Origin of the sequence: Actinomadura sp. NPDC048394, assembly GCF_040651755.1 — a bacterium.
In the GTDB taxonomy this organism is placed as follows: domain Bacteria; phylum Actinomycetota; class Actinomycetes; order Streptosporangiales; family Streptosporangiaceae; genus Spirillospora; species Spirillospora montaniterrae.
Window position 1 is genome coordinate 13,777 of sequence record NZ_JBEZJL010000037.1, and the last position, 23,016, is coordinate 36,792.

The 23,016-nt window shown below is 71.6% G+C and carries 24 protein-coding genes; 10 read left to right on the forward strand and 14 right to left on the reverse strand.

All coding sequences use genetic code 11. From position 1 onward, the window contains the following. Positions 1–98 precede the first annotated feature (98 nt). Positions 99–1,055, reverse strand: a complete 957-nt coding sequence (dapD, locus tag AB0C78_RS26355) for a 2,3,4,5-tetrahydropyridine-2,6-dicarboxylate N-succinyltransferase (protein ID WP_360752535.1) — start codon at positions 1,053–1,055, stop codon at positions 99–101. 274 nt (positions 1,056–1,329) lie between these two features. Between dapD and AB0C78_RS26360 the strand changes: the two genes are divergently transcribed. From AB0C78_RS26360 to AB0C78_RS26370, 3 genes are all read left to right on the forward strand, one after another. Then, positions 1,330–3,693 (forward strand): hypothetical protein, encoded by a 2,364-nt coding sequence (locus tag AB0C78_RS26360; protein ID WP_360752538.1) that lies wholly within the window; start codon positions 1,330–1,332, stop codon positions 3,691–3,693. Positions 3,694–3,779: 86 nt separating this feature from the next. Beyond that, positions 3,780–4,493: an alpha/beta fold hydrolase gene (locus AB0C78_RS26365; protein ID WP_360752541.1), complete on the forward strand. Its 714-nt coding sequence runs from the start codon at positions 3,780–3,782 to the stop codon at positions 4,491–4,493. 255 nt (positions 4,494–4,748) lie between these two features. Next, positions 4,749–5,633 (forward strand): hypothetical protein, encoded by an 885-nt coding sequence (locus AB0C78_RS26370; protein ID WP_360752543.1) that lies wholly within the window; start codon positions 4,749–4,751, stop codon positions 5,631–5,633. Between the two features lie 45 nt (positions 5,634–5,678). On the opposite strand, the gene AB0C78_RS26375 is transcribed toward AB0C78_RS26370, so the two are convergent. From AB0C78_RS26375 to AB0C78_RS26415, 9 genes are all read right to left on the reverse strand, one after another. Further along, positions 5,679–7,028 carry a hypothetical protein gene (locus tag AB0C78_RS26375; protein WP_360752546.1) on the reverse strand — a complete coding sequence of 450 codons (1,350 nt, stop codon included), beginning with the start codon at positions 7,026–7,028 and terminating at the stop codon, positions 5,679–5,681. 93 nt (positions 7,029–7,121) lie between these two features. Then, positions 7,122–7,658, reverse strand: coding sequence for a hypothetical protein (locus AB0C78_RS26380; protein ID WP_360752549.1), 537 nt, complete (start codon positions 7,656–7,658; stop codon positions 7,122–7,124). 806 nt (positions 7,659–8,464) lie between these two features. After that, positions 8,465–9,310 carry a class I SAM-dependent methyltransferase gene (locus tag AB0C78_RS26385; protein ID WP_360752552.1) on the reverse strand — a complete coding sequence of 282 codons (846 nt, stop codon included), beginning with the start codon at positions 9,308–9,310 and terminating at the stop codon, positions 8,465–8,467. 244 nt (positions 9,311–9,554) lie between these two features. After that, positions 9,555–10,025, reverse strand: a complete 471-nt coding sequence (locus AB0C78_RS26390) for a hypothetical protein (protein WP_360752554.1) — start codon at positions 10,023–10,025, stop codon at positions 9,555–9,557. Between the two features lie 22 nt (positions 10,026–10,047). Further along, on the reverse strand, positions 10,048–10,317 hold the full coding sequence (locus AB0C78_RS26395) for a hypothetical protein (RefSeq protein ID WP_151542065.1): 270 nt from the start codon (positions 10,315–10,317) through the stop codon (positions 10,048–10,050). Positions 10,318–10,597: 280 nt separating this feature from the next. Beyond that, the gene (locus AB0C78_RS26400; protein WP_360752557.1) at positions 10,598–11,074 is read right to left on the reverse strand and encodes a hypothetical protein; all 477 of its coding nucleotides are present in this window, start codon (positions 11,072–11,074) and stop codon (positions 10,598–10,600) included. A gap of 123 nt (positions 11,075–11,197) precedes the next feature. Beyond that, the gene (locus AB0C78_RS26405) at positions 11,198–11,392 is read right to left on the reverse strand and encodes a DUF397 domain-containing protein (protein WP_360752559.1); all 195 of its coding nucleotides are present in this window, start codon (positions 11,390–11,392) and stop codon (positions 11,198–11,200) included. Positions 11,393–11,395: 3 nt separating this feature from the next. Continuing rightward, complete coding sequence (locus AB0C78_RS26410) at positions 11,396–11,590, reverse strand: DUF397 domain-containing protein (RefSeq protein WP_360752562.1); 195 nt, start codon at positions 11,588–11,590, stop codon at positions 11,396–11,398. Continuing rightward, positions 11,587–12,402: a helix-turn-helix transcriptional regulator gene (locus AB0C78_RS26415; RefSeq protein WP_360752565.1), complete on the reverse strand. Its 816-nt coding sequence runs from the start codon at positions 12,400–12,402 to the stop codon at positions 11,587–11,589. Before AB0C78_RS26415 ends, AB0C78_RS26410 begins: the two co-directional genes overlap by 4 nt. A gap of 102 nt (positions 12,403–12,504) precedes the next feature. Here AB0C78_RS26415 and AB0C78_RS26420 point away from each other — a divergent pair, with 102 nt between their 5' ends. After that, complete coding sequence (locus tag AB0C78_RS26420; RefSeq protein ID WP_360752567.1) at positions 12,505–12,957, forward strand: ATP-binding protein; 453 nt, start codon at positions 12,505–12,507, stop codon at positions 12,955–12,957. Here the strand turns inward: AB0C78_RS26420 and AB0C78_RS26425 are convergent. Then, positions 12,925–13,527 carry a helix-turn-helix domain-containing protein gene (locus AB0C78_RS26425; protein ID WP_360752569.1) on the reverse strand — a complete coding sequence of 201 codons (603 nt, stop codon included), beginning with the start codon at positions 13,525–13,527 and terminating at the stop codon, positions 12,925–12,927. The two genes, AB0C78_RS26420 and AB0C78_RS26425, sit on opposite strands and share 33 nt — an antisense overlap. Positions 13,528–13,626: 99 nt before the next feature. Between AB0C78_RS26425 and AB0C78_RS26430 the strand changes: the two genes are divergently transcribed. Together AB0C78_RS26430 and AB0C78_RS26435 are read left to right on the forward strand one after the other, a co-directional pair. Further along, positions 13,627–14,274, forward strand: coding sequence for an NAD(P)H-dependent oxidoreductase (locus AB0C78_RS26430; RefSeq protein WP_151542059.1), 648 nt, complete (start codon positions 13,627–13,629; stop codon positions 14,272–14,274). Next, positions 14,274–14,594, forward strand: a complete 321-nt coding sequence (locus tag AB0C78_RS26435; protein WP_360752572.1) for a multidrug efflux SMR transporter — start codon at positions 14,274–14,276, stop codon at positions 14,592–14,594. The genes AB0C78_RS26430 and AB0C78_RS26435 overlap by 1 nt, the downstream gene beginning before the upstream one ends. Positions 14,595–14,632: 38 nt before the next feature. On the opposite strand, the gene AB0C78_RS26440 is transcribed toward AB0C78_RS26435, so the two are convergent. Further along, positions 14,633–15,442, reverse strand: a complete 810-nt coding sequence (locus AB0C78_RS26440) for a helix-turn-helix transcriptional regulator (protein WP_360752574.1) — start codon at positions 15,440–15,442, stop codon at positions 14,633–14,635. A gap of 127 nt (positions 15,443–15,569) precedes the next feature. Between AB0C78_RS26440 and AB0C78_RS26445 the strand changes: the two genes are divergently transcribed. Next, the gene (locus tag AB0C78_RS26445) at positions 15,570–16,616 is read left to right on the forward strand and encodes an NAD(P)-dependent alcohol dehydrogenase (RefSeq protein WP_360752577.1); all 1,047 of its coding nucleotides are present in this window, start codon (positions 15,570–15,572) and stop codon (positions 16,614–16,616) included. Between the two features lie 41 nt (positions 16,617–16,657). Here the strand turns inward: AB0C78_RS26445 and AB0C78_RS26450 are convergent, their stop codons facing one another. Beyond that, positions 16,658–17,449, reverse strand: a complete 792-nt coding sequence (locus AB0C78_RS26450; protein ID WP_360752579.1) for an inositol monophosphatase family protein — start codon at positions 17,447–17,449, stop codon at positions 16,658–16,660. A 140-nt stretch (positions 17,450–17,589) separates the two neighbouring features. On the opposite strand from AB0C78_RS26450, the gene AB0C78_RS26455 reads away from it, so the two are divergent. Together AB0C78_RS26455 and katG are read left to right on the forward strand one after the other, a co-directional pair. Further along, positions 17,590–18,012: a Fur family transcriptional regulator gene (locus AB0C78_RS26455; protein WP_151542085.1), complete on the forward strand. Its 423-nt coding sequence runs from the start codon at positions 17,590–17,592 to the stop codon at positions 18,010–18,012. Between the two features lie 15 nt (positions 18,013–18,027). Next, on the forward strand, positions 18,028–20,232 hold the full coding sequence (gene katG / locus AB0C78_RS26460) for a catalase/peroxidase HPI (protein ID WP_360752582.1): 2,205 nt from the start codon (positions 18,028–18,030) through the stop codon (positions 20,230–20,232). A 153-nt stretch (positions 20,233–20,385) separates the two neighbouring features. Here the strand turns inward: katG and AB0C78_RS26465 are convergent, their stop codons facing one another. Then, positions 20,386–20,820, reverse strand: a complete 435-nt coding sequence (locus AB0C78_RS26465) for a Fur family transcriptional regulator (protein ID WP_151542054.1) — start codon at positions 20,818–20,820, stop codon at positions 20,386–20,388. Between the two features lie 222 nt (positions 20,821–21,042). Here AB0C78_RS26465 and AB0C78_RS26470 point away from each other — a divergent pair, with 222 nt between their 5' ends. Then, entirely contained in the window at positions 21,043–22,950 is a 1,908-nt protein-coding gene (locus tag AB0C78_RS26470; protein ID WP_360752584.1) for a serine/threonine-protein kinase, read from the forward strand. The last annotated feature ends 66 nt before the right edge of the window (positions 22,951–23,016 follow it).

Genomic DNA, 23,016 nt, shown 5'->3' on the forward strand with positions numbered 1-23,016 from the left:
ACCCGCTGAGCGGCACCCGCTGAGCGGCGCCCGCTGAGCCCGCGCCGGCGACTGCGGGCGGCGTGCGGGCTCCAGAGGGGGGAGCCCGCACGCGGCCCTCAGTTGTTGGTGTGGAGGTCGGTGTTGAGGGCGATCGTCCCGCCCTTCCGGGGCAGCGCCTCCACGGCGCCCGTGCCGGAGTTGCGGCGCAGCAGCAGCCCCGAACGCCCGGACAGTTCCGCCGCCTTCACCGAACTCCCGTCCGGCAGGGCCACCTTGGTGCCCGCCGTCACGTACAGGCCCGCCTCCACGACGCAGTCGTCGCCCAGCGAGATGCCGATGCCGGAGTTCGCGCCCAGCAGGCAGCGCTCCCCGACCGAGATGACCTGCTTGCCGCCGCCCGACAGCGTCCCCATGATCGACGCGCCGCCGCCCACGTCGGAGTCCGCGCCGACGACCACGCCCGCCGACACCCGGCCCTCGATCATGGACGCGCCGAGCGTCCCCGCGTTGAAGTTCACGAACCCCTCGTGCATCACCGTCGTGCCCGCCGCCAGGTGCGCGCCCAGCCGCACTCGCGACGCGTCGGCGATCCGCACCCCGGACGGCACCACGTAGTCGGTCATCCGCGGGAACTTGTCGACCCCGTCCACCGTGACCTGGCCGCGCGCCCGCAGCGCCGTCCGGACCCGCTCGAAACCGTCCACCGCGCACGGCCCGGCGCTCGTCCACACCACCGTCGCGAGCAGGCCGAAGATCCCCTCCAGGTTCACCCGGTGCGGCGTGACGAGCCGCGCCGACAGCAGGTGCAGCCGCAGGTACACGTCGTGCGCGTCCACCGGCGGGTCGGCGAGGCTGCCGATCTCCGTCCGGACCGCGACGGTCTCGACACGCCGAGCCGCGTCCGGCCCGACCTCGACGTCCGCGCCGAACACCGCGCGCGCCTCGCCGGCGTCCAGCCGCCGCGTCCCCTTGCCGGCGTCCCCGGCGAGCCGCGGCTCGGGGAACCAGGTGTCGAGCACCGTCCCGTCGTCCGCGACCGTGGCGATCCCGTCGCCGACCGCTCCGTCTGTCACAAATCCCGTTCCGACCATGCCGAACACGGTAACGGCCCCGCCTTGCCCGCGGCATCGCGGGCGACCCCGGCCGGGGCGGCGGCCGGGCCGGTGGCCGTCCGGTGGAGGCCCCCGGCCCGGGTGATCGCGAGGTTAACGGGGTGGCAATGATCGCGTAACGCGATCGCGCCGGTGGCTGCGGTCCCATGCGAGGGCAAACCTCACAAACCCCTTCTGACGTCGTGTAACGCACCCGTTGCGCGATGTTTCGGGGTCTGTCCTCGAAAGGCACTGCATGCGCGTGCACAGACGCGGCCGGCGAGCGGCCGTGGTGATGACGGCCCTCGCGGCGGCCGTCCTGTCCGTCTCCCCGGCCGACGCCGCACCGAACCCCCCGGCCTGGACGGTCGAAACCGTGCAGGGCGGGCATCGCCTGACCCTCCGGCTGGACGCGCCGCTGCCCGTCCGCGACGCCGTCCCCGAACTGGCCGTGGACGGCAGGTCGCTCGGCCCGGCGCAGGAGTCCCCCGACGGCCGGACCCTGACCCTCGTCACCGCCGCCCCCGAGGCCGCCGACCCGTCGTCGGTCGAGGTCGCCTGGAACGGCGAGGTGCCGTCGGCCGCGGCGCCGAAGTCGGCCAAGGCCGCACCGGCGCCGGCGCCGTCCGTCAAGGGCGGGAGGCTTCCGGTCGACCCGGCCGATCCGGGCCCGTACAGCGTGAAGGTGACCGGCTACGACCTCGGCGACACCGCGATGGAGCTCTCCGGTCTCGGCGGCCGCAAGGCCGAGATCCGCGCGGAGGCGTACCTGCCGGACAAGCGGGGCAAGGGGCCGCTCGTGCTGTTCCTGCACGGACGCCACTCGGCCTGCTACGACCCGGTCGCCTGGACGACGTCGAACTCCCAGTGGCCCTGCCCAAGCGGGCAGAAGCCGATCGACAGCTACAAGGGGTACCAGGAGCCCGCGAAGGTCCTGGCCAGCCACGGGTACACCGTCGTGTCGATCAGCGCGAACGGCGTCAACGCGGCCGACAACCCCTACAGCGACGACCGCGGCGCGCTCGCCCGCGGCGAGCTGGTGATGCGCCACCTGGACCTGCTCGCCCAGGGCACCAAGGGCAAGGGCCCGCTCGGCCCGATCTTCGACGACCGGCTCGACATGAACGACATCGGGCTGATGGGGCACTCGCGCGGCGGTGAGGGCGTGGTCAAGGCCGCCCTGCTCAACGACGGCCGCGACCACCCCTACGGCATCAAGGCGGTACTGCCGCTCGCGCCCACCGACTTCGCGCGGGCGACGCTGCCGAACATCCCGATGGCGGTGCTGCTGCCGTACTGCGACGGCGACGTCTCCAACCAGCAGGGACAGCACTTCTACGACGACACGCTGTACGCCGACGCCGGCGACCGCTCGTTCCGCGCCGCCCAGCTGGTCATGGGCGCCGACCACAACTTCTTCAACACCGAGTGGACGCCGGGGACGGCGCATTTCCCGGCGGGCGACGACTGGTCCAACAACGCCGATCCGGTCTGCGGGAACACCGCGCCCACCCGGCTGTCGGCCGCCGAGCAGTACAAGGTCGGCACCGCCTACATCGCCGGGTTCTTCCGGCTCGTCCAGGGCGGCGAGGACGCGTTCCTCCCGCTGTTCGACGGCAGCGGCGGCACGGCCGCCTCGGCGGGCCGCGCGGTCGTGCACACCGTCGCCCAGGCCCCGGCGAAGGAACGTTCCGACGTCGCCGCGTTCACGACGCTGCCGGGCTCGGTCACCGTGGGCGGCGCGGCCGCCGGCGCGATCTGCGCGAGCATGTTGGATCGCTCCATCCAGAGCGGCCTGCCGTCCTGCGCGACCCGGCTCACCACCTCGCAGGCGCCCTCGTGGACGCCGGCGACCTACGCGCCCAACGTGCCGGCCACACCGGTCCTGCACTTCACCTGGACGGACCCCACCGGGAACGTCACGGCCGCCGTCCCCGCCAGGTCCGCGAACGTCAAGCGGTACGACGCGCTGACGTTCCGCGCCGCGCTGGACGAATCCACCACCGCGGCGGACCTGACCGTCACCGTCGCGGACGACAAGGGCGGCAGCACGAGCGTCCGGCTGTCGGACGTGAGCGACGCGCTCACCCCGTTCCCCGGCACCGTCTCGCCGCTGCCCAAGACCTGGTTGCGGACGGTGCGGATCCCGCTGTCCGCGCTCAAGGGCGTCAAGCTGTCCTCGGTCGCCTCCGTCCGCCTCTCCGCGGCGAGCGGCGCCGGCGGCGTGTACCTCGCCGACCTGGCCTTCACCGGCGCCGGCACCGGCAGGGCCGATGCGTCGGCGCTGCCGCAGGTGTCGGTGCGGGACCTGACCGTCCCCGAGGGCGATGGCCCGGGCACCGCGACGATGACGCTCGCACTGTCGCGCAAGAGCGCCGTCCCGGTGACGGTGAACGTCCAGTCGATCACCAGTGGCGCGGCACCCGTCATCGCGCAGGTCGCGCGGCGGGTCGTCGTCCCGGCGGGGGCGACGTCGGCGTCCTTCGAGGTGCCGCTGGCCGGTGACACGACCGCCGCGGCGGCCGCCCAGTCCTATCAGGTGGTCGCGTCCGCACCCGGGAACGCCGAGATCGGCGACGGTTTCGCCCGCCTCGTCGTCACCGACGACGACGCGGCCTGACCCTCGCGCGCCGGGGCCGTGCCGCACGGCCCCGGCCGCCTCGCCCGCGGCCGACGGTGGACGCTCCTCGCTTAAGATCGGCGATCATGGGGGGCGACCACGGTGAGCTGGCGGTCGGGGACGTGACGCTCGCGTTCCGCGAGATCGGCGGCGACCGCGGCGTTCCGGTCGTCCTCCTGCACGCGCTCGGCAGCGGCGCCGCGACATGGGACGGCTTCGCGGCGCGGCTGGCCGCCCGCGGACGCCGCGTCATCGCCCTCGACCTGCGCGGACATGGCGCCAGCTCGTGGACGGAGACGTACTCGCTGGCGGCGATGCGCGACGACGTGCTCGGCTTCCTCGACGGCCGGGGGATCGACCGGGCGGACCTCGTCGGCCACTCGATGGGCGGTGCGGTGGCGGTCCTGGTCGCTCAGCGGGCGCCCGGACGCGTCCGGCGGCTGGCCGTCGAGGACGCTCCGCCGCCGCCCGACGTGCCGGGGGAGCCGGTCGGTCCGGTGACCGAGCCGGCGGATCCGCCGCCGTTCGACTGGCGCCTGATCGAGCCGGTCATCACGGAGTTCAGGACGCCCGATCCGGGCTGGTGGGACGCCCTCCCGGCCATCAGCGCGCCGACTCTGCTGGTCAGCGGCGGCCCGTCCAGCCACGTTCCGGTGGACGCGCTGGTGCGGATGAGCCGGGCCGTCCGCGACTGCCGGCTGGTGACCGTCGAGGACGCCGGGCACCGCGTCCACAGCGCGAAACCGGACGAGTTCTGGTCCGCCGTATCCCCCTTCCTCTGCCCACCCCCCGCCCCCTGACCCGACGCCCACGTGCGGCTGGTGGCACGCCTTGATCGGGTCGGGATGTCTGGGGGCGTCGGTAGGGTCCGGCGGGTGGACGATCGTGATTCCGGCTCGGCCGGTCTGCGGCGGGCGGGGGAGAGGTTGGCCGCGACCTTCCGGCGGGTTCCGGACGACGGAGGACCTGATCGGGAGCCGCGGTTTCCGGACGGTTCCTGCCCGGACGACTACGTCGAGCTGATCTCACGGACCGGGCCGGGCACTCTTGCGGGCGTGCTGCGGCTTCTCGTCCCGGGCGATGATGACGGTTTCGGCATGGAGGCCGAGGAGCGCGAGCGGCCGCATCCGGACGCGCGGCTGTGGGGCGTGTTCGCCGGCCACGAGACGTGCTGGTGGCTGCCGATCGGCGACGATCCCGCCCGATGGCCGGTGGTGCTGGACGGCGAGGGGCGCCAGCAGCTCAACCTCACCACCGCCGAGTTCCTCGACGAGTGGCTGGACGGACGCCTCGACCTACCGGTGCTGTCGCTGCCTCCCGTTCCGCGCGAGCGCACGTTCACGCGTGCCGGGCATCCGGTCGCGGCTCCGTCCGAGCCGGTGCAGGACGGTGTGCGGGACCCGTTGGCCCAGTTGCGGACCATCATCGGGCCGGGCCACCCGCCCGCCGCCTACGACTGGGAGGCCATCGAGCGCAGGCTGGGCGTCCCCCGGCTGCCGGCCGACTACAAACGCATCCACGAGACGTACGGCCGTGACGAAGGGCCGTTCGTCGTCAACGGCATCTTCATCGAGGCTCCAGACGACCTTGTGGCCGGCTTCGAGGAGGGCCCGGACGACTATCACCAGGAATGGGCCGCGGAGGGTGTGAATCCCGCGAGGCCCGAGCGCCGCTACACGATGCATCCGGAGCCCGGTGGCCTGCTGTACTTCGGCAGCACCGAGGGACGCGACACGCTGTGCTGGGACACCCTCGACCCGGATCCGGACCGCTGGCCCGTGGTGAATCTGGGCTACGGCGAGGTCAACGAGTCCTGGCCGCTGGCCGAGCTGCTCGTCGCCGAGCTGACCGGCGTCGGCATGGACCTGACGGCTGTCTCCCTCGGCGATCCCGCGGAATGGGCGTGGCCGTTCTGGGGCCCGCGCCCTCCCCGGGCCTGAACGCGTGGGGTGTAGCGGCGTGCGTCACGGGCCACTGTGCCGTTGTCAGTTGTCCGTCTTGGGGAGGTGGATCCGCAGGACGGCGGATTGGGAGTTCGCGGTGCTGCACTTGGTCTCGGCGGACGGGCAGGTGTCGACGGCGAGGTACAGGTAGCCGTTCGCGGTGGAGAGCGCTTCGGCTCCGGCAGTGACGGCGGACAGGTCGCCATTCCGGCCGACCTGGTAGATGGTCTGCTGAGCGTTGCGCAATGAGTCGCGGAAGTCGCGCTGGGACGCGGTGAGGTCGCCACTCCACCGGAATTTCGCGGAGATCCCCGCCGCGCCGTTGCCGGGGCGGGGGTCGCCGGCGCCGTAGTAGAGGTCGCCGGTGGCCCGGTTCACCGCGATGCTCGACAAGTGCCCCGCGTCACCGGCGCGCGGGGCGTCGACATATCCGTTGATCGCTTTGCCGAACGGCTTGAACGGCGATTCCGGACGCTTGAGGGAGGCCGTGTCGCGGGCCCCGACGACGGGATAGATCCGTTCCGTCGCAGCGGCGATTCTCAGGATGCCGTGACCGGTGTGCACGTACAGGTTTCCGGCGTTCCACGCCAGCGGCGCGTTCCCGTACTCGGGAATGTAGGTGTCTTCGGCCGGGGCGCCGGTCTTGGGGTCGAGGAGATTCGGATCCCGCTTCGGGACTTGTTGCACGGCGCTTAGGGGAGTGCCCGCGATTCTCGTCGTCTGACCCGAACGCAGGCGGTGGACGAGGAGCGAATTGCGCTGGTTCTGGCGGTCGCTGTAGAACACGGTTCCGTCGTCGGCGACCGCCACTCCGTTCACTGCCAGAGGGGGCACCCGCTCCGGGGGCGTCCGGTCGCTGAGGGGACGCTCGCGGCCCGTCGCGACGACCCTGGTCGCCTGGCCGTCCCGGGTGACCTTCCACAGGCCCTCTCCGTCGAGGGCCAGATAGAGACTGCCGTCCGGCGCGGCGGCCGCCTGAACTGCCTGGTCCAGCGCCGCGGCGCCGAAGCGGTCCAGGGCGGGGACGCGCACCCGCTTGACGGCTCCGCCGGGATCGGCCGTCCAAAGCTCGTAGCCCTGGGAATCGCGGGTGAACAGGGCGATGTTCCCGTGCTGGTCCGTGGTCATGGTCTGCAGTTCCCCGGACACTTTTCGCTGCGGTCCGCTGCCGCTTTCAGCGGTACCCGCTCCCAGCACGAATTCGACCGACGCGCTATCAGAGGAGCCGCGGACCGCGAAACCGACGACGACGGCCGCCACGACGATGACCGGGACGAGCGTCGCGAGAATCCAGCGGCGGCGCGTCAGGATGGGAATCTGAATGACCGGCCTCCCGCCGCATCGTTCGCCTTCCCGGCCGGGGCGGCGCGGAAGTGACGAAAGCGGCGGCATCCTACCGGCCGGTCTCGCGGCGCCGGAAGGGAGCGGGCCACGAGCCCCCGGCCTGCGCGTGGGGGCCCGTGGCCGTCATTGGGGCGGGAAGGGCTAGCCGGTCAGGCCGAGCAGGGCGTTCAGCTGCGCGATCAGCGCGGGGAGCCCGGCGATGTCGCCGACGCCGTTGAGGAGGCCGGCGATCGCGCACAGCAGGTTGCCGAGCAGGTTGCCCGGGCCGGAGATCGCCGTGAGGTCCAGGACGACCCGGTCGAGGTGCACCTTCAGGCCGAGCAGGTTGAGGTCCAGCGGGCCGAGCGTCAGGTGCAGGATCGGGCACGTCGCGGCCGGCAGCGCGACCGGCACGGACACCGGGGTCGCGTCGACCGTGCCGGTGGTGGCGCCGGACGCGTTGCGCATCGTCCCGCTGAGCGTCCCGTTGAGGTTGAGCTGGCGCCCCTCGGACGTGAAGGCCGTCGGGACCAGCGTTCCGGTGAACGTCGACCCGTCGTCAGCGGTCCCCGTGACGGGGATGCGAGCGAGCGGTTCCGGCACCGTCCGCTGGCGTGCCGAGGCCGGTGCGACGGTGAGCGGCAGGGCCGTCACCAGCGCGATCGCGATGGCGGACAGCTGAAAGGCAGTCCTTTTCATGGACGCATTCCTCCTTTTCGTGATTGCGTCTCACGTGAAGAGGCTGCCTGCCTTACCCGTGCTCGACCCTGGTAACCGCTGGGAAGAAGCGATAGAATGATCATCCGCATTCGTCCCAGGTAGCCGCGCCCGTGACCACTGTGAATTGACCGCTTCGGGTCAATGTCGGCAACCGTGTAAACGCCCCGTGGGGTACAGGAGTCGTTGGACGAATTCCAGTGAAAACTTACCGCTTCACATCATCCGCACGAACGAATCCATTAGCCCAGGCTGCGCGTGGTGGTGTACGGCCGGGGCGGTTCTGATTACCATCGGGGCATGACTGCCGGGTCGGCCAATGGCCGTGCACAGGACGGGTACCCGGCGCACACTTGATCACCGCGCGGGCGAGAAGCCCGCCCGTTCGGCTCGTTCGTCGAGTCCGAGGGCGTCACCGGGCTCGCGCCGCAGCAGTGCTGGCACGTCGGTACCCGCGTCTCGGTCAGGATCGTGGCGATCGACTCCGAGAAGCAGCGGTTCAGCCTCGCCGCCGCATGAGCGAAGCGCTGATCCGGGGAAGCCGGACTCCCCCGGGAGGGCAGCCGCGGTGGAGATCAACCCGGTTTGCGCCGCTGCTGAAGCCACTGGACCTGGCCGGGTGCGTCATCTGCGCCGGCGCGCTGCACACCCAGCGCGAGCACGCCGAGTTCCTTGTGCCGCCTGGATCCGCGGCCACTGGCAGATCGGGGCCCTGCACCACTCCTCTGCGGTACCTTCACCGCCCGGCCCTCGAAGAGGGCGAAGTTGCCGGACGCGGCTGCGCTCGCTCAGGTGACCCGCGCGGTCACCAGGGTCTCGAAGGTATAGGGCCGCAGCCCATCGGTACGGCCGGCGAAGTACCGCCGCTGGAGGTCTGCACGTGCGGGATGGTCCACGACCTTCAGCCCGCACCGGCTGATCAGCCTCTCGATCTCGATCACCGGCCAGCCGGGCTGAAGAGGCTCGCCGACAGAAACCGCGATCGGCGTGTAGATCCGAGCGAATTCCGTCCCCACGTCGTCCAGCGCACAGTCCTCGGCCCGGTAGGAGAACACCACCTCAGACCCGGGAGCAGCCGCCGCGATCGTGCGCAACATCGACTCGATCGCCTGGGCCGTCAGATAGGGAGCGACACCCGTCCAGCAGAACATCGCCGGCTGCGCCCAGTCGAACCCGGCCGCGCCCAGAACATCCCGAACCGGTTCGGCCTCGAAATCAACCGGCACGAACACCTGCGAGTCGCTGAGCGGCAGGCCGAGCTCCCTGACCCGCTCGAGCTTCCAAGCCTGGGAAGCAGGATGATCAACCTCGAACACCGTCAGCGAGCCGAGCAGATCCGGCCGCCGCCACGTGAACGAGTCAAGCCCCGCGCCAAGGATCACGTACTGCGTGAAGGCGCCGGCAGCCAGCCGGTCCTCGGCATACCGGCTGCGGGTGCAGACAGCCGCGCGGGACTCGCGACGGACCGGGCCGGGGAACAGCGGATCGAACCGGTCTCGCAGCTCCCGCCATACCGGGCCGGCAAGCACCAGGGCCAGCACGTCATCCAGTACCCACGGCGACGCCGTCTCCAGGCGGAACAATCCACGCGACACGGCCGCGAACATCGCCGTCCTGCTCGGCGCGCTCTCCATGCATTCCTCCTCGCCGGCCAGAACCCACGCGCGCGCCCACTCTGCGCACTTCACAGGATGCGCCTGAAACGCCCTGACGGCCACGGCCAGATCGCCTGCCGCCGCGATCTGCTCGCCATCGGGATGACCCTCCGACTCGACCCAGCATGAATAGAACGGACATAACGCGACTATGTCGAGGCCTTGGGGGCTACAGACCGGCCAAGCCCAAGCCCCGACCAGGACGCCGGAACCGGTGGGGCCGTCAGTGGACGTCGGCGCGGGCTATCTCGGAGAACAGCGCGTCGGTCATGGCGACCACCTTGGGTTGGAAGTGCCCCTCAGCGCAGACCAGGCCCTTGACGTTCTCGTGCGGAGCGAGCGTCGTCGCGGCGATCTCTCCGTCGTATTCACCGAGGGCCGAACCGGGGTCGTGCTTCGTGTTGCCGGTGTCGGTGATCGAGAAGTACAGCGGGTTGACGTCGACGTCGTCCCCGGACTGGTTGGTCACCGTGACCCGGACGCAGCTGAGCGGTGTGCCGGTGTTGAGAACGCTGTCCTGAGCCTGGGCCCGCTTGGCGTCCAGCTTGACCGGACCCGGCTTGACCGCGACCGCGACCGCGGCCGCCGCGCCGTGCGGCTGCGCCTGTGCGGGGGCGGCCTGGGACGTCCACGCCGATGCGAATACCAGGGCCAGAACGGTCAGCACTCCGAGAAGTAAGGCTGACTTCGTCATCGTGCTCTCCTTTCAGAGCCGCCTACTTCCGGAAGACGCGGAACATGAGGTAGGTCAGCGCGAGAATGATGTCCACGGCGACCCAGAGACCGATTATGAGTCCTACTCCGATCGTCGTCCCGGCGTCGCAGGCGTTCTGCTGCCCAGCTGGGCAGTCGCCACCGGAGTTCGCTCCCGTGATGATCCAGACCAGGAATATGATCTGCACCCCCAGGAAGACCCAGGGGAATACGCGGTGCCGGCGTTTGGGAGGCTCGACCTCCGCCCGCTCCCGTTCCTTCGTCTTCGTCATGTCTCCCCCTACATGCCGCCTAGTCTCAGGGCACAACCGGGGTGGGCAAATGCAAACTTAAGCACCGCAAGATGTGTCTCAAGTCCTGGCAAAGTAAACCGTCATCAAAGGTTTCCGCAGGCCCGGTGGATCTCGGCGCCGGCCGCGGCACCTGAAGACGGCTCGCCGGGGGCTCCGGGGTCCGGTGTGCGCGGGAGCAGCGTGCCTCCGTGGCCGCCAGGCGGGCTACGGGCCGTTCGCAGGACGGATGTCCGGGCGAATGGTCGATCGTCGGTTCGCGTCAGAGAAGGGAGCGTTCGTCGACTCGGTGAGTCGGTGGGCGAATGAAGACTTCGGTTGTGCGGTTGCCGTAGGAGACGTTGAGGGTGTCGAGCCGGTAGTACCAGCCGCCTTCGGCAGTGAGGCGGTGGTTGATCTGCCAGCGGAGGGTCTGTCGGGGCCGCATGGTGACGGCTGCCGGCCGCCAGGCGACGTCGAGCCCGTTGCTCGCCCACTCGGGTGCGTCCCGGACCGGGAGGACGCGCAGGCAGCTGTCGGCTTCGGTCATCTCGACCTGCGATTTCGGCGGGTGCCCGCTGGTGACGGTCGCGCTGGGAGAGAAGCCGTTCCGCTCGAGCATCCGCACTTCGTGGACGAAGGGCGGCTCGGCCTCTGGGAGCGGGAAGGCCTCGGGGAGCACGCTGCGTCGGACGGCTCCTGGCCCTCCGCGGGAAGCCTTTGTCCAGTAGACGCGCACCCACTGCACCGCGATGTCCACCGGCTCATGATCACACTTGTGCCATGGGGACGTCAGTTGGTTTCCGCGCTGGTCACCGCTGCGCGGCGGCCCGGCGGTAGGGCCGCCGGGCCGTCTGGGGAGTGGTGTCGTGGGGAGTGCGGGTCAGGCGGAGGGGGTGTGCTTGATCTGCGTCAGGAGAGTGGCGAACTGGGTGGACGTGAGGGTGAGGTGTCCGCCGTCCGGGTTCTTGGAGTCCCGCACGCCGATGCCAGCCCCCGGCGCAAGACGTCCCAGCTCAACGCACACATCGTCGTTTGCCGATCCGCTGTGTGAACTCTTGCGCCAGTGAACGGCCATGGCTTACCGCTCCGTGTGCTGCTTGATCTGGGTGATGACGTCCGCGAACTGGGTGGACGTGAGGGCGAGGTGACCACCCTCCGGGTTCTTCGAGTCACGGATGGCAATCCCGGTGCTCGGAACAAGACGTCCGACCTCAACGCAGTGCTGGTCGTCTGCCCCGCCGCTGAAGGAACTCTTGCGCCACTTCACGATCATTGGCAATTCTCCAGGTACCGCTTGATGATGTCGCGGGAGGCTTCCAGGGAGGCCGCCGCCGCTCCTATGCGATCGAACTTAACGGACAGTTCGCGGACCTCGCCAGGCGTCTCGATCAAGCGACCCCCGTTCTGCGCGGCGGAGTAGGCGATGTCACGGCTCTCCAGACTCAGGACCTGCAGGGCACCGTCGACGCCGAGGTGAGCACCCGACTTGAACGGGATGATGCGCAGGCTCACCTGCGGTAGGTCAGCCATGCACAGCAGGTGCTCGAGCTGCTTTTTCATCACTTGGCTGTCGCCAACCTCGCGAGCCAACACGCTCTCGTCGAGGATGGCCCACATCTCGACCTCGGTCCCGCGAGCAAAGAACGACTTCTTGCGCGCCACTCGCTCGGCCATCTCCGCCTCGAAGTCCTTGGGCGTCCCTGACTGGACGTAGGCCCAGGTGTACTCGTCGGTCTGGAGGGCGAGCGGGATCACCTGGCCGTGATAGGTCCTGATGATGTGGGCCTCTTCCTCGTACTTGACGAGTTGGCGTCCCCAGTCCGGATCGTGGGCCATTCGGGCGAACCAGAGCAAAAGCTGAAAAAGCCACCCGGTTCCGTAATGCTTGTCGAGTGCCCGCATATGGTCTTCCTGCGGGCGGCGGCGTCCTGCCTCGAAGTTGGATACAGTGCCGCGCTGCACGCCCATTATCTCGCCGCACTGGGTGAGTGACAGCCCCATCTTCTCTCGCCAAAACCGCAGGTAGAAGGCCAGGAAGTGCCACATCGAGAGCTTCGGGTTGAGGGGGTCGCGGACGATCGGCATCGCTCTCTCCCTGTATCCGGATCGGGGGACTACAGGCACAACGTAGAACGATCGGGTGATCCTTGCCACAGGAAATCGAAAACGTTGGCGAGGGTGGGGACGATGGTGATGACGGCGACGGGGGATTTGATCATTCCGCTGCTGGGGACGCCGGCGACGGTGGGGCTGGCGCGTACGCTGGCGGACGCCTGGATGCGCAAATGGGACTATTTTCATATTCTCGACGATGCGCTTCTGATCGTGTCCGAGCTCGTCACGAATGCCGCGTATGAGACGCCGCACAAGGAGATCCGTTTCCAGCTCAGCCGGGACGCTCAGGGGGTCATCATCGCCGTCTGGGACTCGGGTCTCGGCGTCCCGCGTCCGAAGCCGCTCCGGAAGCTCACCCTCGACGACCTGGACCTGTCCGAGGAGGCGTTCGACGACAACGGCGGCTGGGGCCTGCACATCGTCCAGGCGCTCGCGACCCGCTGCGGCGCCACCCACGACCCGGCCGGCGGCAAGTGGATCTGGGCCCGCATGTCAACGGGTGGTGGCGTGGGCCAGGTGGGTTAGGGCGGTGGTGATTTCGGCGGGGGTCAGGCCCTGGCGGCGTTGTTCGGTGTAGACGTCGGGGGCCAGGGGGGCGAGGAGCGCGTCGGTGAGGGCGGCCGGGGCGGGGGTGCCCGCTTCGGTCAGCAGCATGCGGACGTGGGCGCGCCAGAAGCCGTAGGCGCCGGCGGCGAAGCGCGCCGCGCCTTGCTCGGCTCCGAGGACGAGCGCGATGTGGTCTTCCAGTAGCTCGACCATCGCGGCGTAGAAGGCGGCCAGCCGGTCGCCGGGGGGCGCGCCGGGGCCGAGCGGCGGGTCGCCGCGCAGCAGGCGCTCCTGGAGCGCGCGCTCGTGGTCGTCGAGGAGCGCCCGGGCGATCGAGACGGTGTCGGGGTAGCGGCGGTAGAGCGTGCCCCGTCCGACGCCCGCGGCCTTGGCGATGTCGTCCATGGTCACGCTGCGCGGGTCGCGGGAGGCGAACAGGTCGGCGGCGGCGGCGAGGACCTTGGCGCGGTTGCGGGCCGCGTCCGCGCGCTCGCGCGGCCGGCCGCCGCCGGCGGGACGGCCGCTGAGCAGGTCGGTACGGGACTCCATGGCGGCGACTCTAGTAGCGATGTGGACAAAGTGTCCACATCGTTGCTACGGTCGGGCCCACATCAAGCGGACATTGTGTCCAGTTAAGGGAGGCTCCTCATGGCCACGTTGCTTCACCTGGACGCCAGCGCCCGTCGCCGTTCGATCAGCCGCGAGATCGGCGACGCCTTCGCCGGGTCGTGGCGGGACGCCCACCCCGGCGGGACGTACGTCCACCGGGACCTGGCGGCCGAGCCCGTGCCGCACATCGGCGAGGCGTGGACCGAGCTGTGCGACCACGTCCTGGCGCACGGCATCACCGACGTCGACCGGTACAAGGAGGCCGTCCGGACGCCGGAGCAGGCCGCCGCGTGGGAGATCGTCGAGCCGCTGCTGGCCGAGCTGGTGGCCGCGGACGTCGTGCTGATCGCGACCCCGATGTACAACTATTCGGTCCCGTCGTCGCTGAAGGCGTGGCTCGACCAGGTGACCTTCCCGCGGATGTCGCTCGCCGGGCGGCGCTTCGTGGTCGCGACGGCCCGCGGCGGCGCCTACGGTCCCGGCGCGCCGAAGGCCCGCTTCGACCACCAGGAGCGCTTCCTCCGCGACTTCTTCGCCGGCCACTTCGCCGTCGAGGACGCGACGTTCATCGCCGCCGAGCTGGCCAACTCCCGCGTCGACCCGGCCCTCGCCCACCGGCGCGCCGAGCACGACGCGTTGCACGCCGCCGCGCTCGGAACCGCCCGCGACCTCGGGAAGGAGTACTGATGAGCTGGCTCGTCCTCGGGCTGGCGGGGCTGGTCGAGATCGCCTGGGCGCAGAGCATCAAGCCGACCCAGGGCTTCACCAGGCCGCTGCCGACCCTCGTCTCGCTCGCCCTCATGGTGGCCGCGGTCTGGCTGCTGGCGCAGGCGATGCGCACCCTGCCGGTCGGCACCGCGTACGCGATCTTCACCGGCATCGGCGCGGTCGGCGCGATCGCGCTGGGCGTCGCCGTCCACAAGGATCCGCTGACGGCCGGGCGCATGACCGCGCTCGCCCTCATCGTCTCCGGCCTGGTGCTCGCCCGCGTCACCGGCTCCGAGTGACGCGCTCAGCGGGCGGCGAGGGTGGCCGGCGCCCTCGGTCAGGTCGCGGCCATCGTGGCGAGCAGGGCCAGGGACTGCTCGTCCGGTGAGCCGGGCCGGGCGTGGTGGACGGTGAGCACTTGGCCGTCCTCCAGCGGCATCGCGTGGAAGCGGAGGCTGATCACACCCAGCTCCGGGTGCCGGAAGCTCTTCGCGCCCGCCGTGGTGGTGTGGACGTCGTGGCGGGCCCACAGTTCCCGGAACTCCTGGCTGCGCAGCGAGAGTTCGCCGATGAGTTCCGTCAGCTCGGGGTCGTCCCGCTCGGTTCCGATCCGGGCCCGGAAGTTGGCGACCGCCTCGGACGCCGCCGCGTTCCAGTCCACATGTGTCTCCCGCGTCCCGGGATCCAGGAACACCGCGCGCAGCAGGTTGGTCCCGGGCACGTAGCAGGGGGCCAGCTCGCACGCCAGGGCGTTCGATCCGACGACGTTCATCCGGCGGCTGGTCACCGTGGCCGGTGTCGTCGTCCAGGCGTCCAGCAGTTCCTGCACCGTGTCCGGCACCCTCTCCCGGGTGCGCGTGGCGGTCGGTGCCGGGCGGGCCAGAGCGTACAGGTGCTCCGTCAGTTCCTCGTCCAGGCGCAGCGCCCGAGCCAACGACTCCAAGACGCTCTCCGAGGGGCGGTGGCCACGTCCCTGCTCCAGGCGCACGTAGTAGTCCGCGCTCACCCCCGCCAGGAAGGCCAGTTCCTCGCGCCGCAGCCCCGTCACGCGGCGACGGGCGTCGCCGGCGTCGTCGAGGCCCACGTCCTTGGGCCGGACCAGGGCTCGGCGAGCCCGGAGGAATTCTGCGAGAGCGGCGTCGTCCATCGCTTCAGGCTACGTCGGGCCGTCCCGTACGAGGGTGGCCCTGCGATTCCCAGGCATCGGCCACCGATGGTGGAACGGCGCGGTCCGGCGACAGCATGGCGGCGTCGTGAACGAGAGGAGATCCACCATGCGGACGGTCAACGGCTGGGCGGCCCAGGCACCCGGCTCGGCGCTGGCGCCCTGGCGCTTCGAGCGCCGTGAGCTGCGACCCACCGACGTCGCGCTGCGAGTGACGCACGCCGGGGTGTGCTTCACCGACCTGGAGCACGTGCGGCCCCGGCCGGGCCACGAGCGGCCGGACATCTTTCCGCTGGTGCCGGGCCACGAGATCGTGGGCGAGGTGGTGGCCGTCGGCGGCGCGGTCACCGGTCTGCGGGTCGGCGATCCGGTCTGTGTGGGGAACATCGTCGACTCGTGCGGGGCGTGCGAGGCCTGCCGCAGCGGTGATCAGGAGTTCTGCGCGGAGTTCCCGACACTGACCTACGGGGGCCGGGACCGCCGCGACGGGTCCCTGACCCAGGGCGGATTCAGCGACGAGTACGTGGCCGACCAGGCGTTCGTGTACCGCCGCCCCGAGGGGCTCGACCCGGCCGGGACCGCGCCGCTGATGTGCGCGGGGATCACCACCTGGGTGCCGCTCAGGCGCTGGGAGGTCGGCCCGGGGCAGACGGTCGGCATCATCGGCCTCGGCGGGCTCGGGCACGTGGCGGTGAAGCTGGCCAAGGCGCTCGGCGCCGAGGTCGTGGGCTTCACCACCTCACCCGGCAAGGCGAAGGACATGCTGGAACTCGGTGCCGACGACGTGGTGGTGTCGACTGACGCCGAGGCCATGGCCGGGCAGCGCGGGCGGTTCGACTTCATCCTCGACACCGTGCCCTTCGCGCACGACCTCTCGCCCTACCTGACGGCGCTCCGCTTCGACCGGACCCTGTGCACGCTCGGCATCGTGCCGGAGCTGTCCTTCACGCCTCAGGCCCTTCGGTTCGGGCGGAAACGGCTGGCGGGCGCGGGCAGCGGCGGCATCGCCGACACCCAGGAGATGCTCGACTTCTGCGCCGCCCACGACTTGACCGCGACCGTGGAAGTACTGCCCGTCGCCGAGGTCAACACGGCACTGGATCGGCTGGCCGCGGGCGACGTCAGGTACCGCTTCGTCCTCGACCTCACGTCCTGACGACCTGAGGCCGTGAGGAGAATGCGGCCGATCTTGGGGCTTCATCGGGTGTTGCTGAGGGTACTGATGAGGTCAAGGAGGGTGGAGTGGGTCTCGGGGTCTGCGGCGGCGATGAGGCCGCCGGGGCCGGTGTGCGGCGGCCGGCCGTCAATGCCGGTCACGACGCAGCCGGCGGCCTGGCACAGCGCGATGCCGGCGGCGAAATGCACGCTGTCCCGCAGATGCCCATCGGTCACGTAGGCCGCGCGACGTCCCGCCGCCACCCACGCCACGGCCAGGGTCGTGGACACCACGCGCGGACGGAACCGGGCCGCGAACCCCGCGTCCGCGAGGAGATCGACCGCGCGGAAGCCCGGGGCGTTCGGGAAGGGCGGGTCGAGGTTGACGTCCACGAGGTTCGAGGCGGGCGAGGGGACCAGCGGCGCGTCGGTCCCGCCGGCGCGGACGCGGGCGCGGGTGCCGTCCGTCCAGAAGACCTCGCCGTTGAACGGGTCGGCGGACGCCGCCGCGACGGTCGCGGAACCGGCGCGCAGGGCGACGTTCACGGCGACGAGCATGCTGCGGACGGCGTAGTTCAGCGTCCCGCAGAGCGGGTCGACCAGCCACATGCGGTCGCCGGAGCCGGTGCGGCCGCTCTCCTCCCCGGTCACGGCGTCGTCCGGGCGGGCGGCCCGGAGGACGTCCATGATCGCCTTCTCCGCCGCGAGGTCGGCGGACGTGGCGAAGTCGCCGCCGGGCTTGCCGACGCGGTCGAGGGACGTCCCGTACATGTCCCGCACGACGGCGGCGCCCGCCAGCGCCGCCCGCACCGCGACCTGCGCATCGTTCTCCACGGGCGCGCAGCCTAGCCGTCCGGGGCGGATCCGGGCCCTCGACCTGACATGGTCAAGAACAGGGTTCCTGCAAACACTTGACTCGTTCAAGAAAACGAGGCAACCTGTGCGACGTGGCCACGACCGTGGAATACCGGCAGATGCTGCGCGGGGCCGCTCTCCGCGTGACCCGTCCCCGGGTCGCGGTGCTGAGCGCGGTGCACGCGCATCCGCACGCCGACACCGAATCGATCATCAGCGCCGTGCGCGGTGACCTGCCGAAGGTCTCCCACCAGGCGGTCTACGACTCGCTGCGCGCGCTGACGGAGGCGGGCCTGGTCCGGCGCATCCAGCCGGCCGGCTCCGTCGCGCGCTACGAGGCGCGGGTCGGCGACAACCACCACCACATCGTGTGCCGGTCCTGCGGGACCATCGCCGACGCCGACTGCGCGACCGGCGAGGCGCCCTGCATGACCGCCTCCGACGACGGCGGCTTCTCGATCGACGAGGCCGAGGTCATCTACTGGGGCCTGTGCCCCGCCTGCTCCACCGCCCACCGTTCCTCATCCGCCAACCTCGCGTAGCCCTGGAGGGAACCCATGTCCGAGAACACCGAAGCCGCCGCGGGCCAGTGCCCCGTCGCGCACCAGCGCGCCCCGCACCCGACCCAGGGCGGCGGCAACCGCGGCTGGTGGCCCGACCGGCTCAACCTGAAGCTCCTCGCCAAGAACCCGCCGGTGACGAACCCGCTCGGGGAGGACTTCAACTACGCGGAGGCGTTCAACAGCCTCGACCTCAACGCCGTGAAGCAGGACATCGCGGACGTGCTCACCGACTCGCAGGACTGGTGGCCCGCCGACCACGGCAACTACGGGCCGCTGATCATCCGGATGGCGTGGCACAGCGCGGGCACCTACCGCGTCAGCGACGGCCGCGGCGGCGCCGGCGCGGGCCAGCAGCGCTTCGCCCCGCTGAACAGCTGGCCGGACAACGCGAGCCTCGACAAGGCCCGCCGCGTCCTCTGGCCGGTCAAGCAGAAGTACGGCCGGAAGATCTCGTGGGCCGACCTGATGATCCTCGCCGGTAACGTCGCGCTGGAGACGATGGGCCTGAAGACCTTCGGCTTCGCCGGCGGCCGCGAGGACGCCTGGGAGGCGGAGGAGGACGTCTTCTGGGGCCCCGAGACCGCGTGGCTGGACGACGAGCGCTACAGCGGCGAGCGCGAGCTCGAGAAGCCCCTCGCCGCGGTGCAGATGGGCCTCATCTACGTCAACCCGGAGGGCCCGAACGGCAACCCGGACCCGCTCGCCGCGGCGCGCGACATCCGCGAGACCTTCGCCCGCATGGCGATGAACGACGAGGAGACCGTCGCGCTGATCGCCGGCGGCCACACCTTCGGCAAGACGCACGGCGCCGGGCCGGCGGACGCCATCGGCCCCGAGCCGGAGGGCGCCCCGCTGGAGGACCAGGGTCTCGGCTGGAAGAACAGCCACGGCACCGGCAAGGGCCGCGACTCGCACACCAGCGGCCTCGAGGTCACCTGGACCCCCACCCCGACCAAGTGGGACAACAGCTTCTTCGAGATCCTCTTCGGGTACGAGTGGGAGCTGGAGAAGAGCCCCGCCGGGGCGCACCAGTGGCGGCCGAAGAACGGCGCCGGCGCGAACACGGTGCCCGACCCCGAGGACGGCACCCTCAACCGCGCGCCCGGCATGCTGACGACGGACCTGTCGCTGCGCTTCGACCCGATCTACGAGCCGATCTCGCGCCGCTTCAAGGACAACCCCGACGAGTTCGCGGACGCGTTCGCGCGCGCCTGGTTCAAGCTGACCCACCGCGACATGGGGCCCATCCAGCGCTACCTCGGCCCCGAGGTGCCGAGCGAGACGCTGGTCTGGCAGGACCCCGTCCCGGCGGTCGACCACGAGCTCGTCGACGCGCAGGACGTCGCCGCCCTCAAGGCGCGGCTGCTGGACTCCGGCCTGACGGTGTCCCAGCTCGCCGCCACCGCGTGGGCGTCGGCCGCGTCGTTCCGCGGCACCGACAAGCGCGGCGGCGCCAACGGCGCGCGCATCCGGCTGGAGCCGCAGCGCAGCTGGGAGGTCAACAACCCGGCCGAGCTCGCGACCGTGCTGCGCACGCTGGAGCAGGTCCAGGAGGCGTTCAACGCCGAGCAGACCGGCGGCAAGAAGATCTCCCTGGCCGACCTGATCGTGCTCGGCGGCTGCGCCGCCGTCGAGAAGGCGGCCAAGGACGCCGGCCACGACATCGAGGTGCCGTTCACGCCGGGCCGCACCGACGCGTCGCAGGAGCAGACCGACGTCGAGTCGTTCGAGGTGATGGAGCCGACGCACGACGGGTTCCGCAACTACCTCGCGAAGGGCAACATCCTGCCGGGCGAGTTCCTGCTCGTCGACCGGGCGAACCTGCTCACGCTGAGCGCGCCCGAGATGACGGTGCTCGTCGGCGGGCTGCGCGTCCTCGGCGTCAACCACGGCCAGTCGGACCTCGGCGTCCTCACCGACCGTCCCGGTCAGCTCACGAACGACTTCTTCGTGAACCTGCTCGACATGGGCACGGTGTGGAAGGCGACGAACGAGGAGTCGGAGACCTACGAGGGCCGCGACGCCTCCGGCGAGCTGAAGTGGACCGGCAGCCGCGTCGACCTGGTCTTCGGCGCGAACTCCGAGCTGCGCGCGGTCGCCGAGGTCTACGCCTCCGACGACGCGAAGGAGAAGTTCGTCCAGGACTTCGTCAAGGCGTGGGACAAGGTCATGAACCTCGACCGGTACGACCTGCGGTGACGCCCTCCGGAGGCGCCGCCTGAGGTGACGTGACGGCGGCCGGGCCCGGTCCTCGCGGACTGGGCCCGGCCGTCGTTTCGCTTGCGGGTCGGGGCGGTTCCTCGCCGGCCCGCCTGTTCAGTCGGCTTGGCGGTGTCGGTCGGCCGGGCGGTGTCAGTCGGCCTGGCGGCGGCACCGCGGGCACAGGCCCCAGAACGTGACGTCGGCCTCGTCGATGAGGTACCCGGCGTCGTCGACCGGGTCGAGGCAGGGCGGGTGGCCGACGGCGCAGTCGACGTCCTTGACGGCCCCGCAGTTGCGGCACACGAGGTGGTGGTGGTTGTCGCCGACGCGTCCCTCGAAGCGGGCGGGGCTCCCGGCGGGCTCGATGCGGCGCACCAGGCCGGCCTTGGTGAGCGCGTGGACGGCCTCGTACACGGCCTGCAGGGAGATGTGGCCGACGCGGTCGCGGACTCCGGCGGCGATCCCCTCGACGTCGAGGTGGTCGCCCTCCCGGACGGTCTCCAGCAGCGCGACGCGGGCGGCGGTCACCCGCAGGCCGGCACCGCGCAGTTCCTCGGCGGTGGTCGGGGTCTGCGATGCGCACATGGACCCCAGATTACCTTAACTAATCGCGAACGATTCAAAACAGTAAACGCTACAACTCTGTACCCCCGGATGGAAGCACCGCCGCAGGGCGCGTGGCGGGCCCGGGCAGGGCGCGGGGCGGGCGCACGGGGCGGCCCTGGACGGAAACCGCGTGTGTCCGGCCGGTCACACTGTAGGTTCGATCACGCGTGACCGTGCGGCCCCCCGGCGAGAGGAGTCACGGTGCGTCTGGGAGCGCAGATCGCCGGCCGCTACCGGCTGGTCAAGGGTCCCGTACGCGGCGGGACCGGCGAGGTCTGGCTGGCCGCCGACGAGCGCCTCGGCCGCCCGGTCGTGCTCAAGCGGGCGCTGCTCGGCGGCGACGACGCCGCGTTCGGCCGGCTGCGGGCCGAGGCCCGCGCCCTCGCCCGGTTCAGCCACCCGCACGTCGTGACGCTCTACGACGCGGTCCGCACGGGGGCGCGCGGGCGCGCCGCGTCCTGGCTCGTCATGGAGTACGTGCCCGGCGGGAGCCTCGCCGACTGGCCGCCGATCCCCGCCGCGGCCGCGGCCCGCGTCGGCGCGCAGATCGCGGACGCCCTCGCCGCCCTGCACGCCGAGGGCATCGTGCACTGCGACGTCAAGCCGGGCAACATCGTCGTCACCGAGGACGGCACCGCCAAGCTCACCGACTTCGGCGCCGCCTACCGGACCGGCGGCCGCGAGACGATCACCCCGAACGGCGCCGTGAGCCACACCCCGGCGTTCGCCGCCCCCGAGGTCGTCGCGGGACGGCCCGAGCCCGCGTCCGACGTGTACTCGCTCGGCGCCACCGTCCTCGCGCTGACGACCGGCGAGCCGCCCGCCCGCGACGGCCGCGGCCCGGCGGCCGGGGACGCGGCCGGCGACGCGGGCGAGCCGCTCGCCGGGATCGTGGCGGCGATGGTCCGGGACGACCCGGCGGAACGTCCCAGCCCCGCCGAGGCGCGCGCGCTGCTCGACGAGGCGGCGGGCCCGGCGGAACCCCAGCTTCCCCTGCATCTCGTCCCGACCCTGGACGGCCCGTCCGGCGGCCTCGCCGCCGGCGACGCGGACGCCGACTGGGACCTGACCGGCGGTTCCGCGTCCACGTGGCGGAAGGGCACGGCGTTCGCGCGGCGCCATCCGCGGCTCCTCACGGCGGCAGCGGCCGTCGCGGCGGCCGCCGTCGCGCTCGCGCTGACACCGCTCTTCTCCGGCGGAGGCCGCGCCGACCAGCCCGAGGCGGACCCGGCCCGGACGGCGGCGGACGCGTCCCTCATCGGCGACCCGCGCACAGCCGACCCCTGCGCGCTGACCGCCGCCGCCGCGCTCGGCCGGTTCGGCGACACCGACCTCGACGACCACTACGGCAACTTCGACCGGTGCGACGTCGTCGTGTCGTCGCACAAGGGCGGCGTCGTCGACGTCAGGGTGGAGTTCGACGACGACGCGGGGACGGAGCAAGGGGCCCGGGTGAAGACCGCGGGCCGGGTCCGCGTCGACGAGGAGCCCCTCGACGGCGACGAATGCGCCCGCATCCTCCGGCTGCCCGGCAAGGACGCGGGCACCGCGATCGACGTCATCGCCCACCAGGAGGACGGCGGGCCCGCGCAGCTCTGCGCCATCGCCGACGTCGCCGCCGCCGGGGCGACCGCCGTGCTGAACCGCGGCCCCATTCCCAGGCGCTCCCCGCCGCTGCCCGCCGCGTCCCTGGCCCAGCAGGACGCGTGCACGCTGCTCGACGCGCGCGCGCTCGACATCGTGCCGGGGATCGACGCCACCGATCCGGACGTCGACTACGCCCGGTGGGGCTGCTCGTGGCACAGCACCACCCGCGACATCCAGGTCAAGCTGCGGTTCGACCAGGGGCAGCCCCTCACCGCGCAGGACGGCCGCCCCACCGTGCTCGGCGGGTTCCCCGCCTACGTCGAGCCGGACGGCGACGGCGACGGGTCGTGCCTCGCCCGGCTCGTCTACCGCACCCACCCCGACCGGTACGGCGACAAGGCGGTCGAGACGGTCTACCTCGTCGTGCAGGGCGAGGCCCCCGCGAAGCAGCGGTGCTCGCTGGCGACCGGGCTCGCCGCGTCCGCCGCCCGCTCCCTCCCCGCACCACCCCGCTCCGGCTGAGCCGCGGCGCCCGCGCCCGCCCGCTCAGGCTGAGCGCGGCGCCCGCACCGGTCCGCTCAGGTTGGG

What these genes read in the sequence shown, in the direction of transcription:
- AB0C78_RS26360 (WP_360752538.1), top strand. Translation starts at nt 1,330, where the DNA reads ATGCGCGTGCACAGACGCGGCCGGCGAGCGGCCGTGGTGATGACGGCC.
- AB0C78_RS26365 (WP_360752541.1), top strand. Translation starts at nt 3,780, where the DNA reads ATGGGGGGCGACCACGGTGAGCTGGCGGTCGGGGACGTGACGCTCGCG.
- AB0C78_RS26375 (WP_360752546.1), bottom strand. Translation starts at nt 7,028, where the DNA reads ATGCCGCCGCTTTCGTCACTTCCGCGCCGCCCCGGCCGGGAAGGCGAA.
- AB0C78_RS26380 (WP_360752549.1), bottom strand. Translation starts at nt 7,658, where the DNA reads ATGAAAAGGACTGCCTTTCAGCTGTCCGCCATCGCGATCGCGCTGGTG.
- AB0C78_RS26385 (WP_360752552.1), bottom strand. Translation starts at nt 9,310, where the DNA reads ATGGAGAGCGCGCCGAGCAGGACGGCGATGTTCGCGGCCGTGTCGCGT.
- AB0C78_RS26390 (WP_360752554.1), bottom strand. Translation starts at nt 10,025, where the DNA reads ATGACGAAGTCAGCCTTACTTCTCGGAGTGCTGACCGTTCTGGCCCTG.
- AB0C78_RS26395 (WP_151542065.1), bottom strand. Translation starts at nt 10,317, where the DNA reads ATGACGAAGACGAAGGAACGGGAGCGGGCGGAGGTCGAGCCTCCCAAA.
- AB0C78_RS26405 (WP_360752559.1), bottom strand. Translation starts at nt 11,392, where the DNA reads ATGGCCGTTCACTGGCGCAAGAGTTCACACAGCGGATCGGCAAACGAC.
- AB0C78_RS26410 (WP_360752562.1), bottom strand. Translation starts at nt 11,590, where the DNA reads ATGATCGTGAAGTGGCGCAAGAGTTCCTTCAGCGGCGGGGCAGACGAC.
- AB0C78_RS26415 (WP_360752565.1), bottom strand. Translation starts at nt 12,402, where the DNA reads ATGCCGATCGTCCGCGACCCCCTCAACCCGAAGCTCTCGATGTGGCAC.
- AB0C78_RS26420 (WP_360752567.1), top strand. Translation starts at nt 12,505, where the DNA reads ATGGTGATGACGGCGACGGGGGATTTGATCATTCCGCTGCTGGGGACG.
- AB0C78_RS26425 (WP_360752569.1), bottom strand. Translation starts at nt 13,527, where the DNA reads ATGGAGTCCCGTACCGACCTGCTCAGCGGCCGTCCCGCCGGCGGCGGC.
- AB0C78_RS26430 (WP_151542059.1), top strand. Translation starts at nt 13,627, where the DNA reads ATGGCCACGTTGCTTCACCTGGACGCCAGCGCCCGTCGCCGTTCGATC.
- AB0C78_RS26435 (WP_360752572.1), top strand. Translation starts at nt 14,274, where the DNA reads ATGAGCTGGCTCGTCCTCGGGCTGGCGGGGCTGGTCGAGATCGCCTGG.
- AB0C78_RS26440 (WP_360752574.1), bottom strand. Translation starts at nt 15,442, where the DNA reads ATGGACGACGCCGCTCTCGCAGAATTCCTCCGGGCTCGCCGAGCCCTG.
- AB0C78_RS26445 (WP_360752577.1), top strand. Translation starts at nt 15,570, where the DNA reads ATGCGGACGGTCAACGGCTGGGCGGCCCAGGCACCCGGCTCGGCGCTG.
- AB0C78_RS26455 (WP_151542085.1), top strand. Translation starts at nt 17,590, where the DNA reads ATGCTGCGCGGGGCCGCTCTCCGCGTGACCCGTCCCCGGGTCGCGGTG.
- katG (WP_360752582.1), top strand. Translation starts at nt 18,028, where the DNA reads ATGTCCGAGAACACCGAAGCCGCCGCGGGCCAGTGCCCCGTCGCGCAC.
- AB0C78_RS26465 (WP_151542054.1), bottom strand. Translation starts at nt 20,820, where the DNA reads ATGTGCGCATCGCAGACCCCGACCACCGCCGAGGAACTGCGCGGTGCC.